This window comes from Balneola vulgaris DSM 17893 (genome assembly GCF_000375465.1).
Classification (GTDB): Bacteria; Bacteroidota; Rhodothermia; order Balneolales; family Balneolaceae; genus Balneola; species Balneola vulgaris.
In genome coordinates, this window is sequence record NZ_AQXH01000001.1 from 1,493,858 (window position 1) to 1,507,077 (window position 13,220).

11 protein-coding genes are annotated in these 13,220 nt (G+C 41.7%); 3 read left to right on the forward strand and 8 right to left on the reverse strand.

The genetic code is table 11. From position 1 onward, the window contains the following. Positions 1–7: 7 nt before the first annotated feature. The 8 genes from B155_RS0106415 to B155_RS0106450 all read right to left on the reverse strand — a co-directional run bounded on the left by B155_RS0106415 (position 8) and on the right by B155_RS0106450 (position 9,872). The gene (locus B155_RS0106415) at positions 8–1,270 is read right to left on the reverse strand and encodes an efflux RND transporter periplasmic adaptor subunit (RefSeq protein WP_018127427.1); all 1,263 of its coding nucleotides are present in this window, start codon (positions 1,268–1,270) and stop codon (positions 8–10) included. A 107-nt stretch (positions 1,271–1,377) separates the two neighbouring features. Beyond that, entirely contained in the window at positions 1,378–3,618 is a 2,241-nt protein-coding gene (locus B155_RS0106420) for an APC family permease (protein WP_018127428.1), read from the reverse strand. Between the two features lie 86 nt (positions 3,619–3,704). Then, entirely contained in the window at positions 3,705–4,127 is a 423-nt protein-coding gene (panD, locus tag B155_RS13055; RefSeq protein ID WP_051069963.1) for an aspartate 1-decarboxylase, read from the reverse strand. An 11-nt stretch (positions 4,128–4,138) separates the two neighbouring features. Beyond that, complete coding sequence (gene panC / locus B155_RS0106430) at positions 4,139–4,990, reverse strand: pantoate--beta-alanine ligase (protein WP_018127430.1); 852 nt, start codon at positions 4,988–4,990, stop codon at positions 4,139–4,141. 84 nt (positions 4,991–5,074) lie between these two features. Further along, the gene (gene sucB, locus B155_RS0106435; RefSeq protein ID WP_018127431.1) at positions 5,075–6,835 is read right to left on the reverse strand and encodes a 2-oxoglutarate dehydrogenase, E2 component, dihydrolipoamide succinyltransferase; all 1,761 of its coding nucleotides are present in this window, start codon (positions 6,833–6,835) and stop codon (positions 5,075–5,077) included. 214 nt (positions 6,836–7,049) lie between these two features. Further along, on the reverse strand, positions 7,050–8,192 hold the full coding sequence (locus B155_RS0106440) for a trans-sulfuration enzyme family protein (RefSeq protein ID WP_018127432.1): 1,143 nt from the start codon (positions 8,190–8,192) through the stop codon (positions 7,050–7,052). Next, on the reverse strand, positions 8,185–9,426 hold the full coding sequence (locus tag B155_RS0106445; RefSeq protein ID WP_018127433.1) for a M48 family metallopeptidase: 1,242 nt from the start codon (positions 9,424–9,426) through the stop codon (positions 8,185–8,187). The genes B155_RS0106440 and B155_RS0106445 overlap by 8 nt, the downstream gene beginning before the upstream one ends. Before the next feature lie 95 nt (positions 9,427–9,521). Beyond that, positions 9,522–9,872, reverse strand: a complete 351-nt coding sequence (locus tag B155_RS0106450; RefSeq protein WP_018127434.1) for a DUF6122 family protein — start codon at positions 9,870–9,872, stop codon at positions 9,522–9,524. Positions 9,873–9,986: 114 nt separating this feature from the next. On the opposite strand from B155_RS0106450, the gene B155_RS0106455 reads away from it, so the two are divergent. Genes B155_RS0106455 through B155_RS13060 form a run of 3 tightly spaced genes read left to right on the forward strand, consistent with a single transcriptional unit; the run spans position 9,987 to position 13,210 of the window. Then, a complete protein-coding gene (locus B155_RS0106455) occupies positions 9,987–10,919 on the forward strand; it encodes a ring-cleaving dioxygenase (RefSeq protein ID WP_018127435.1) in 933 nt (310 codons plus the stop codon). Positions 10,920–10,921: 2 nt separating this feature from the next. Then, positions 10,922–11,593, forward strand: coding sequence for an alpha/beta hydrolase (locus tag B155_RS0106460; protein WP_018127436.1), 672 nt, complete (start codon positions 10,922–10,924; stop codon positions 11,591–11,593). 30 nt (positions 11,594–11,623) lie between these two features. Further along, on the forward strand, positions 11,624–13,210 hold the full coding sequence (locus tag B155_RS13060) for a cation:proton antiporter family protein (RefSeq protein ID WP_018127437.1): 1,587 nt from the start codon (positions 11,624–11,626) through the stop codon (positions 13,208–13,210). Positions 13,211–13,220: the final 10 nt, after the last annotated feature.

Sequence of the window (13,220 nt, forward strand, 5' to 3'; positions counted from 1 at the left end):
TAACCCTCTAGTTACTTGAGCTGAGCTCTTCTATCAAATAACTCCTTTGAATGCCGGAGGTGTCGGCGGGCATTGAGAGATAAAGTCTGTCATCGATGGTGATACCACGATGAATAACGGCTTCATTTTCGTTGATTAAACCCAATTCAACTTGCTGCATTTTTGCACTTAAACCATCTTTCACAAAAACGAAACTCAGTGAATCTACTGCATGAATGGTTTCGAGTGGTACTGAAAGCACATCATTGAGTTTGCTAACCTGAATACGATTGCTGGTGGTCATTGCAGGACGTAATAAACTATCGGTTCCTGCTACTTCAATGATTACTTCATATACTTTTGAATCAGAATTTGGACGTTGTTCTCCAATATTGGCAACGCTGGTTACTGTACCGTCTAATATCTTACCTTGAACAGCATCTAAACCGATGATTACATCTTGGCCTTCTTTCAGCTTTTGAATATCAATTTCATTCACATAGGTAAGCGATTCCATTACGGTAAAATCTGGTAGCTCAGCCACAATTGGGTTCCATGCACTAATTTCTTCCCCAACGGTTACTTTTGAGCCATTCCAGTTCCGCTTGTAAATCAACATTCCTTGATCGGGGGCATATACCGTAAACTCACCCATTAAAGCACGGATTTTATTGAGCTCATTTTTCTTTTTGGTCAACTCAGCTTCAATCTCACTTATTTTAGCTTCAGCTTGTTTTACCTTGGTGATGTAATTCTTCTTTTCTTGGCTAAGCGTTCGTTTTGCCTTATCAAGTTCTATTTCTGCTTGCCTTTGAACAGCGGGTGATTCATATCTCGATTGGTCAACTGCAATTTGACGCTCTTCTAGGGCATACTCTAAATTGATTAGGTTATCTCTCGCTTGTGATAGTGTTAGAGTACTATCTAATTGGGCTTGCGTAACCTGCGATTGGGCTTGATCTACTTCAAGTTGGGCATCCTGCATTTTTGCTAATACCTGAGAACGATCCAATTCAGCAACAAAGTCACCCTCTTTAACCAGAGTTCCTTCTGGGATCATCCGCTGAATTTTTATGTTGTTAATCCTGAATTCTCGTGCCCCTTGCGGACCTTTAATTTCAGTAGAGTTTTTAGCGCGAAGTTCACCGGTACTAGTTACTTCAACGATGAATTCCCCTTTTCGTGGTGTGGTGAATAACTCAGTGGTTTCATCTTTGTCGCCTCCAAAAGCAAACCATAGTATAACTACAGATAGAACCAACCCAATTGGTAAGATATATTTTCTTTGCATGAACTTAATTTTGTTGTATTACCCTCAATACGTCATAATTTAGCTTAAGACGTAGTCAACCCAAAAATAGTTTTAGTAAAAAGTTCTTTTTTAAAACTTCTTACAAATCAATCTTCTTGAAAAGCATCTTGCTGAAGTAACACTTCTCCGAAAGAAATATCTTCAGCGGCAAGCACCAAAATGGTGGTAGGCAGGCCTTTAAGGCGGTTTTGAATACTTGTGTAGTAATTTAGGAAATCGTTATTTGGCTCCGCCATCCCCATAAAAATCAAATCTGTACCCTCTGAGGATTCATGCAGAATTTCTTCAAATGAACGACCATTCGACACAATTACCTCTGTTTTAGCCCCAGTTCTTAGTCTTGTACTAATTTCTGAGATGTTCTTTTGTGCATCTTCGGCACCCTTTTCCGAGTCTACAACCATCTTTAAATACACCTCAGCATTGAACCAAGTTTGGCTACTTTGAAGTAGATAACCCAAGATCATCATTAAGCCTCCATTCCCTTTAAGGCCACCCCACCAGATATCTATTCTCTTTTTATTGCCAAACCCCTTTTCACGGTCGTCGTGTACAACTAGTACATTTCTTTTTAGGGTGTGGAAGGTGTTAATCATTCTACAATAGTCTTCGCGAATTTCTTCGTTTTCACTATCCCCTAAGATTATCGTGTTTGGTACTAGCGCACCAAGACCATAATTAGCCACCAGTCGCTCCGCTCCTTCGAATGGGTCTTCAGCAGTAGTAACTCTTGGAAGTCCCTGGATTCCTCGCTTAGCTAAAAACTCACGAATATTTTCCTCCATCTTACCTTGATGTTCCATCGTGAGCTTATCGCTTTTTAACACGGTTGATACCGTTAACAAACCTTTGTTATGGGTAAGCGATGAGGCGAGATCAATCAAATGCCAACGCTTTGTTGGGGCGCCCGACAACACTAAAGGATTGGGTCTCCATGTTTTAGCTTCTACTTGATCGGAATCAATCCGTAGTAAACCAGCTCGCGTAATGGCCATCCAGATACCTCTGCGTACATCACCCCAAGCCGACTGCATTTCTCGTCGTTCTAACCAGAAGTAGATAGCCAACACAAATAAGAATGCGACGATGGTTGCAATGGTGTTGATCAAAAACATCACACTTAAGCACCCTAATGCTCCTAAAATCGAGAACACCCAATGCACTTTAAACTTGGGCCTGAAAGACGGGCTACCTAAAAGTCGCTCAATTCCCGCCGTAATATTTAACATCCCATAGGTTGTTAAGAAAAACATGGTAAGAACGGGAGCAATGATATTTAGATTTCCGAAATAAACAGCAGCTAATGCCACCAATAAGGTAACTACCGTTCCTATTCGTGGAGAGTCGTCATCTCCTGACCCCTGCCCAACTATGCTCATCCATTTTGGCAATACATGATCTCGTGCAAGGGCTTGTAGCACTCGTGGCGCTCCTAATATGCTTCCAACAGCACTCGATAAAGTAGCGCCCCAAACACCAATTAAAATAGCATCACCCCACAACGACATCTTTCTCATCACAAGTGGATCAGCGATAAGGGTTGATGAATCAGCACGCATAGCAAGCAGTACAGGCAATCCCATATAAATTAGATAACCCACACCCACGGCCGCAAAAGTACCCACAGGAATGGACTTTCCGGGATCTTTCAGGTCACCACTCATATTCACCCCAGCCATGATACCTGTAACAGCCGGAAAGAATACCGCAAACACGGTCCAAAATGGTTCTGAGTTTCTTTCTGCCGCTCCCCACATTTCAATTTCAGTAGGTTCTATAGGTTTACCAAATACCAAAGAAAGTAGGGATAGTACTATCCCAAACATGATAAAGTATTGAGCACGTATAGCTGCTTTTGCGGATACTATGGCAAGTACAGCAACTGCAATGGTAGTAGTGAGACCTACTACTTTAAAGTTCAAACTAGGGAATACCTCAACTACACTTTCTGCAAAACCAACGGTGTATAAGGCAACGGATAAGGCCTGAGCTAAATAAAGTGGTATACCAATAGCGCCGCCAGATTCTATCCCTAACGAACGGCTAATCATATAATAAGCGCCGCCTGTTCTAACCCGTTGATCGGTGGCAATGGAAGCAATGGATAAGGCTGTTAAAAATGTAATCGCCGTAGACAGCGTTACAATTAATAGCGTACCAATAAGCCCTACATTTCCTACAACCCACCCAAAACGCAGGTACATAATTACCCCAAGAATGGTAAGTATGGATGGAGTAAACACGCCTCCGAAGGTACCGAGTCCATGCTCAGAAGAGGATATTACGTGTGCTTCATCGGGCACCTTTTTTGTAAAAGGGATTCTCATCAACTAGATAAATTGATGTTTTCCCCTTGCAAGAAGGAATCCGTTAACGCCATCTGTATGTAAAGATAATAGAGCAAGCAGTTGCTTTAGTTATTCGAGTCGTTTTCTAAAAGGCCACTTTTGAGGTCATACTCAGTGGCGTATTTAGTCTCGTCAACAATCTGCTTAGGGTCGTTATTTTCATCCACAACTACAACAGTAGGTTTGTGGTTTTTTGCTTCTTCTGGGGTCATCTCGGCATAACTAATAATAATTACGCGATCGCCCACTTGGGTAAGCCTAGCCGCTGCGCCGTTTAGGCAACAAATACGACTTCCTCTCTCTCCAGGAATAGTGTATGTCTCCAAACGTGAACCGTTAGTGATATTCACCACTTGCACTTTTTCGTATGGTAGTAGGTCTGCTGCATCCAATAAATCTTGGTCGATTGTGATGCTGCCTTCATACATTAAGTTGGCTTCGGTAACCACCATTTGGTGGAGTTTGGATTTAAACATGGTTATTTGCATTGCTTATAACCTCAAATTTCAAATATTAAGTTATCAATCAATCTTGTTTTACCTAAATAGGCTGCTCCAGCTAATACATAGCGCTGTCCTTTTTCTAACTCTTGAACCGGAGCCAAAGTATCCAACGAATACACGGAAAGATAATCATTTTTGAAGCCTTTTGCCTCTAGCTCATCTTGTTGGTGTTTTAACAATAAATGGGGCTGAAACACTCCATTCTTAATTTGTTGCTCTACATAACTCAGCGCTCTATATAGACTCGGAGCAACAACGCGCTCCTGCTCAGATAAGTATACATTCCTACTACTAAGTGCCAATCCGTCTTCTGCCCTTCCGATTGGAGCCATGAGTAACTCAATGTCATGGTTGAACTCTATTACCATCTGTTCAATAATTCTGAACTGTTGGTAATCTTTTTGGCCGAATACCGCCACATCAGGCTGTACAATGTTAAACAGCTTATTTACTACAAGAGCGATTCCTTGGAAATAACCAGGGCGGCTTCCTCCATCTAAGTAGGTATTAAGCTCTTCAATTTCTATGCTGAAGAACTTTTTACCTGAGCCATACATGGTTTCAGTATCGGGAAGAAATACTACGGCTACATCTTCTTTTTCGCATAAAGCTAAATCTGATTCAGTAGTTCGTGGATAGGTACTGAAGTCTTCGTTTGGCCCAAATTGCTCTGGGTTCACATAGATCGAAACCACGATGGCATCGGCATGCTTATGCGCCATCTTTATGAGCGACAAATGCCCTTCATGTAGTGCGCCCATAGTGGGAACAAAGGCAACACGCTTACCTTCAGCTTTTAAAGCAGCTACTTGCGCACGTATTTCTTGTATTGATTTTGCTATTTCCATGTTCAAAAAAAGAGACGCTAAAAGCGCCTCTATATATAAATGGTAATTTCAGGCAATCATAATGATTGCTAATTAGCTCCTAGCTTAAACTGATCTAGAAGTATCGAAATCTTGAAGGATTTCTTTAATTCTGTTTAGGAACGCGCCACCATGAGCACCATCAATGATTCTGTGGTCATAACTCATTGATAAGTACATCATTTGACGAATCGCAATCACATCACCAGCTTCTGTTTCCAATACCACTGGTTTTTTCTCGATTGCACCGGTACCAATAATAGCCACTTGAGGCTGGTTGATAATCGGTGTTCCCATGATGTTACCCACACTACCGTAGTTCGTTAAGGTGATAGTACCACCTACTAAATCGTCTGGGCTTAATTTTTTGTTTCTAGCTTTGGTAGCAACTTCATTCACTTGATCAGCAAGACCAACTAAATTCATTTGCTGTGCTTTCTTGATAACTGGTACGATAAGTCCACCTTCGCCACCTGTTCCAAGTGCTACGGCTAGTCCAAAGTTGATGTCTTTCTTCACTAAGATGTTGTCGCCATCAATAGAACTATTGATTAATGGGAACTCTAACATCGCTTTGATAATCGCTTCAACGAATAGTGGAGTGAAAGTCAGTTTGTTGCCAGTCTTTTTCTGGAATTCGTTTTTATTCGCGTTTCTCCACTTCACTAAGTTTGTTACATCCACTTCAGCAAAAGTAGTAACATGAGCCGATGTTTGCTTTGAGCGAACCATGTGCTCTGCAATCATCTTTCTCATTCGATCCATCTTGATGATTTCTACATCTTGAGATGGAGCCTGGATATCTAGTTGACCAGCAGAGATAGAACCATCGCTCTTTTTTGGAGCAGAACTGCTTGGTTTGCTTAAACCGCTTGAAGCTGGTGCAGATACTTTGCCAGCTTTCTTATCCTCAACGTATCCTAAAATATCTTTCTTTGAAACACGTCCGCCTTGGCCAGAACCATTAATAGACTCAAGTTCTTCTTGGCTAATGCCTTCTTCTTTGGCAATAGAACGAACTAGAGGAGAGAAGAAACGTCCGTCGCTTCCTACTCTTTGTGGTTCAGATCCACCTGAAGCCGCACCATTACTTTGTTGCATCAACTGATCTGGAGTTGAAGCAGCTACTTGCTCTTTTGTCATTCCAGCATTGTCAGCACTTTCTTCTTTCTTTGGTGCTGGTGCAGATGATGAACTTCCAGATGCCGCCGCGTTTCCAGTTGCGATAATCGCGATCGGTTGCCCAACTTCAATCGTGTCGTTTTCTTCGGCTAAAATCTCAACGAGTGTACCTGCTGCTGGAGAAGGAACTTCGCTATCTACTTTGTCGGTAGAAATTTCCAATAAAGTCTCGTCTTCCTCTACGGTATCGCCAACTGATTTATTCCAACCAATTACTGTGGCTTCAACAACCGACTCACCCATTTGAGGCATCATCACTTCGATACGCTCGCCTTCATCGCCACCACCATTATTACTAGCAGCAGGTGCTTCTTGAGTTGGAGCCTCTTGTGCAGGAGCTTCTTCTTTTGGCTCTTCTTTGGCATCAGGTGCAGGAGCAGAGCTTGCATCACCAGCAGCGTCAGCATCTGTTTCGATGATAGCAATTGGCTTGCCTACTTCAATGGTGTCTCCTTCTTCAACAAGGATCTCAACCAGTACGCCTGATTCAGGTGAAGGTACTTCACTGTCTACTTTATCGGTAGCAATTTCGAGCAGAGTTTCATCTACTTCTACAGTGTCACCAACAGATTTACTCCATTCGATCACTGTTCCTTCCATTACCGATTCGCCCATTTGGGGCATTACCACTTCTACCTTAGCCATAAAATGTTTTGTTTTGGTGCCTGAACGGCGGTTTTAGCTGTTTTCGCAAAGGACTGCAAAGTTCCTAATTATTCCAATTAGTTCAAAATTTAGATAGATCAATTGTCGTTAAAAAAGCGCTTTCACAGATTTAAACCTTATCGGTAGTAAACCCATCCCTTTAAAAAAAGTTCAGCAGCTGCTATTTACACTAAAATGATTTCACTTTCCTTCATCATTTAATAGCGGCGAGCGCTTGATCGATGTCTGAAATGATATCATCTGGATGCTCTAGACCTACACTAATACGAATTAGATTCTCTGGTGAATTTGAAAGTGTTCCTTCACTTGAGCGCCGGTGCTCCCATAAACTTTCCACTCCACCAAGGCTTGTAGCTCGCTGAATCAGTTTAGAAGAAGCCACTACTTTTAGCGTTTCTTTTTCATTGCCATCCAATAAAAATGAAATCATCCCTCCAAAGCCTCTCATTTGTGCTCGCGCGATATCATGCCCTGGGTGATTTTTTAATCCAGGGTAGTAAAGCTCTTTCACTTTTGGATGAGTGCTTAAATAATCAGCTACTTTAGCCCCATTCTCATTATGAGCTCTCATTCTGTATGGGAAACTTCGGATGCTTCTTGTAAGTAGCCACGAATCTTGAGGTGAAGGCACGGCTCCTTGGCCATATTGTATCTTTCGAACATTCTCAAAAAACTGGTCTTCTTCTGCTACAATCAACGCACCTCCTAAAATGTCGCTATGCCCACCTAGATATTTAGTGGTTGAATGCATTACGATATCTGCCCCATACTCAATCGGGTTCAAATTCAAAGGAGTTGGCCAAGTGTTATCTACACATACTTTAGCGCCTATTTCTTTTGCCACATAGCACACTTTCTCCACATCTGTGATATGCATGAGTGGGTTAGAAGGTGTTTCAACATAAATTAGCTTTGTGTTCGGGCGGATATGATCTTGCACCAACTGTAGGTCGCGCATATCTACGAAGTCGTATTCTAATCCCCAACGCTCGCCAAATTCAACCATGGTCTTTCGCGTTCCGTGATATACATCCTCCGGTAGAATTACATGAGAACCCGATTCTAATGCCAAGAAAACAACTCCAATTGCCGCCATACCAGATGAAAATGCTGCCGCGGCTACCCCTCCTTCTAATTCAGCTAATACCTTTTCGAGCTGTATTCTATTTGGATTACCATGGCGTGCATACAGCAATTCACCTTCTTGATGCCCCTCTTTCGAGTGCACAAAATTGGTAGATACTTCTATTGCTGGAACCACAGATTTTGAAGCTGAATCATGGTTCATTGATCCATGAATGGCGATTGTCTCTATTCTTTTTTTTGAACTAGGCATAGGTCTGTTTTCTTAATGCGTTGATTCTCTCCAATGCTGGAGGGTGCGAATAATTTAAAAATACATAAAAAGGATGCGGAGTCAGATTCGATAAATTATCCTTCGATAATTTCTTTAGGGTCGAAATCATATCCTCTGGTTTTCCCGTTGTTTTTGCAGCATACTCATCGGCCTCATATTCGTGCTTACGAGATGACATCTGCATAAAAATGGAAAGTATCATATTGATAGGCGCATAGAGCATTCCAAAAAAGATGAGACCTGCATACACCGACATCTCTTCCATATAAAAAGCTTCAAACAAATCGGGTTCTTGCAAAAAGATGGACAGCACAAACAGCATTACTCCCGACTGAAGTACTCCAGAAATCATCCCTTTTATGATATGCTTCTTTTTGTAATGCCCTATTTCATGGGCCAATACAGCCACTAACTCTTCAGTGGTGTGATTCTCGATCAAGGTATCATACAACGCCACTCTTTTATTCTTTCCGAAACCTGTAAAAAATGCGTTCGACTTACTTGATCGTTTAGAGCCATCAATCACAAAGAGACCTTGAAGTGGGAAGTCTACTTTTTGAGTGTATTCTTCTATCGCAGTGCGTAACTCACCTTCTTCAAGTGGAGTGAACTTATTAAACAATGGCATAATCCATGTTGGTGCCACATACTGCATTACAAGCGTAAATAAGGTTAAAGCGACCCATGCATACAGCCATGCTAAGTCCCCTGCATACATAAAAAAGGCTAAAATTGCCGCGAGCACAGGCCCACCAATTAATACTCCTAGTAACAATCCTTTAAGCAGGTCAACAACGAAAGTTTTTGGTGTAGTTTTATTGAAGCCAAATCGCTCTTCAATTACAAAAGTGGAGTAAATACTAAATGGCAATCCAATAATCATTTTAGCCACCATAAGCACTCCCATGAAGCACAAACCCGTAATTAGCTCACCGAAACCAAATCCCCTAACCCATTGGTCTAACACATTAAAGCCCCCACTAAACCAGAATCCCAACAGGATTGCTAAATCGAAGGCTCCGGTTATAAAACCAAAGCGAGTGTTAACCTTTGTGTATTCTTGCGACTTTGCATAAGTCTCCTCGTCATACACTCCATCGAACTCATCGGGAAGGGTTTTCGATAAAGACTTTAAGTTTAAGAAGTTTGAAATCAGATCTAGAAAAAAATCGACCGCAATGGCCAAGAGGATAATAACTGCGTAAATATTCATGCTTAGATTTTGCCCAAATTTAGAGTCGAAAATACATATAAATATAGTGTATAGGTACCATTCATTATTTTATAAAGCGATGCCTTTTCGCATGGTTAAAACCAACAATCGCTGGCGTCTAATGCCATATGTATAAGCAAGCCTAAACTAATCCATTGAAGGTAACGGCTATTTTTCTTGATGCCATTCTCTTTAGTCTTCTTCCACAGCAGAAAGCTTGAAGCCAAAAATAGTACTGCATACACCGCAATCATTTCATATTGATGCAGGGGATGGAAATTTATGGAACATCGATTCGGATCATAAATAGGTGATGCTAGCAAATGATCTAGATCTATCAGCATAGTAGCAATCATCCACGAACTGGCTTTCTTCCATACAGATCGATAGAAAACCAAAGCTATAAGAATCGGGCAAATAAAATGAAGTGCAATGTGAAGCATCATTCAAGTTAACAAACTTATCGTTCAATAATCTTTGTTTAAATCACATTCAGATGATAATTAGTTTAATGTTAAACTATTTTGTATATTTTCGCTTCATTAAATCATGAGGTTAAAATGACACACAAAAAAGGACTCCACCACATTAGCGTATTAGCAGGCGACCCTAAAGCCAATGCCGACTTTTATGTAAATAAATTGGGCATGAGAATGGTAAAAAGATCGGTGAATCAAGATGATCCAACTACCTATCATTTGTTTTATGGAAATGAAGCTGCACAACCTGGTTCAAGCTTAACGTTTTTCCCTTGGCCAAGAGCTCATAAAGGAAGCACGGGTTCGGGTGAAGCTGTGAATGTGGCCTTTCAAGTTCCGTTAAAATCTGCCGAATATTGGGAAAAGTATTTACCAACAATTGGTGTAGATGAGTTTAAAGAAGTTACCATTTTCGGTAAGGACGGCATTCGTTTTGAAGACCCAGATGGGCTAGAACTCGACCTAATATTTGACGGGGATGCTAAAGCCAAAGAAAGTACGTATGAGAGTTCGGTTCCTCACGAACATGCAATTCAAGGGTTTTATTCAACGCGATTGAACTATACCAACCCAGACGAAACCGTGGGCATCATCCGAGATGTATTAGGCTTCAAAGAAGTGCAGTCACATAACGATTTAACTTTGTTCGAAACGGATGCCAATATTGGCAGTCAACTTATTATTGAGCAATCTGATGAGGCACCCGGCCGTGGTGGACGAGGAATTGTACATCATGTAGCATTTCGTGCCAAAGACGAAGAAGAGTTAGCCAAAATGAGAGAGCAAGTACTCACTGCAGGGCTACAACCAACAGAAGTGATCGACCGACATTGGTTTAAATCTGTGTATTTCAGAGAGCCTAATGGTTCATTATTTGAACTTGCTACGGATGGTCCTGGCTATGCTGTGGATGAAGACCCAGAACATTTAGGGGAGCACCTAATTCTACCACCATGGTTAGAACCGCGCAGAGCGTTAATCGAGAATACATTACCCAAACTTGATATTGATTAATCATGAGTTTCTTTAGAGCAAACATCTCCGAGCCTTTTGATGGCCCTCATCAAGAACAAGCCATTGCCCGTGCTGGCACAAACATAGAAGAAGCAAATCGAGCCATGATTATGATTCATGGCCGAGGGGCTTCGGCTGAGAGCATCGTCACTTTATCCGAGCATTTCAAGCATACTGAGGATATGGCTTTTGTTGCCCCTCAAGCATCGGGACACACATGGTATCCATTTTCTTTTTTAGCACCACCTGCTCAAAATCAGCCCGGTATAAATTCTGGGTTACAAGCCATTCATAATCTTGTGAACGAGCTGAATGAAGAGGGGATTTCTAATACACACATATACATACTTGGGTTTTCACAAGGGGCTTGTTTAGCCTCAGAGTATGTTGCTCGCCACCCTGATAAATTTGGAGGATTATTCGCCCTTTCAGGTGGACTAATAGGCGACTCCATAAACATAGACCGTTATGAAGGGGACCTTCAAAACACCCCTATATTTTTAGGCTGTAGTGATGTAGATCCGCATATTCCTAAAGCACGTGTTGATGAAACGGAAGTCGTGTTACAATCTCTAAATGGCGATGTAACTAAAAAGATTTATAGCGGCATGGGGCATTTAGTAAACGAAGATGAAATTAATGAGATAAATCGGATATTGAGTGCTACTTTATAAGGCACTTATTAACTATTAAATAATTCGCTGATGGAGATTCTTTGGTTAAGCCTTGCTTATGGTTTAGGGATGTTGGTTAAGCAATTAAAGCTGCCATCGCTTATCGGTTATTTGATAGCGGGTATGGTTCTCTCCTTTTTTGGTGTTGAAGATGATCAAGGGTTATTGCACCAAATTGGTCATTATGGGGTTATTTTCCTCCTTTTTACAGTGGGACTTCATCTTCGAATCAAGAACATTGTGCGCTCCGAAGTTTTTGGGGCCGGAAGCATTCACCTCATCATATCAGCAGCCATTTTTTGGGGTATATCGGTAGCCTTTGGGTTTACCGTAATCGAAGCCCTAATCATTGGTGTACTTCTTGGTTTTTCCAGTACTGTATTAGCGGCAAAAACCTTAGAGGCTAGAGGCGAACTCGGGGCTTTCCATGCACGTGTTTCTATCGGTATTTTGATACTACAAGACCTTGTTGCTATCACTGTTCTAGCCCTTACTGGTGGTGGCGCGCCGAATGTATGGAGCTTTGCTTTACTCGCCTTACCACTCCTGCGTCCTGTCTTAATCCGACTATTATCTGCCAGTGGTCATGAGGATCTCCAACTACTATTCGGTTTAATCTTAGCCATGGGAACGGCTTCATTATTTGATGTTTTAGGACTTTCGTCTGAATTAGGAGCATTAGTTGCAGGAGCATTGCTTTCAGGGACGGACCAATCGGATGAACTCAGCCATAAACTATGGAGCTTAAAAGAAGCTTTTTTAGTAGGCTTCTTCCTCGAAGTTGGTTTGGCTGGGCTTCCTCAATTAAACGATCTGATTTTTGCAGGAACACTCTTACTAGTTCTTCCATTAAAAGCGGCTTTATTCTTCTTTTTACTCATCGCATTTAAACTGCGTTCTCGTAACTCATTCATGGTTACCATTACCTTAAGTTCATTCAGTGAGTTTACTTTAATTGCGGGTATGGTTGCTGCTTCTGCAGGCTTCATCCCAGACTCTATTATAATAGTCTTCGCACTCTTAACCGCAGTTTCTTATACCATTAATGCTCCATTTGCTGCACAGGCCAACCAGCTTTGGAAAAAATTTGAAGACAAGCTTATACCCTTCGAACGCGATGTAAAACATCCAGGGCAACAAGTGGCTAACTTGGGAGGTGCACAGTATTTAATAATTGGAATGGGCCAAGCCGGTGTAGCTGCCTACGACTATCTGAAGCAACGAGAATATAGAGTAACAGGTATGGATGTGGATCCTGCTCGCCTCGAAGTAAACTTAAAAGCGAGACGTAGAGTGGTTTATGGCGATGCCCAAGATTCCGAGCTTTGGGAAACTATCGACTTAACAGGTGTTAAATCTATCATGTTAGCAATCCCAAATCCTGATACCAAAATTCAAGCAACACAGTTATTGCGCGAGAATGGATACGTGGAAGACATCTATGCCCTTACCATGCGAGATGAGGAGCATCAAGCGTTAAAAGAAGCCGGTGCGAATGCTGTGTGCTTACCACTAACCCAAGCTGGGCAAAAGCTAGCTGAGTTAAGCATTACGGATGATATACATGGGTCAATGTCACTAGACGTGCAGTTTACGAATATCCAGCCTTCAGTTTAGCTCAACGAGC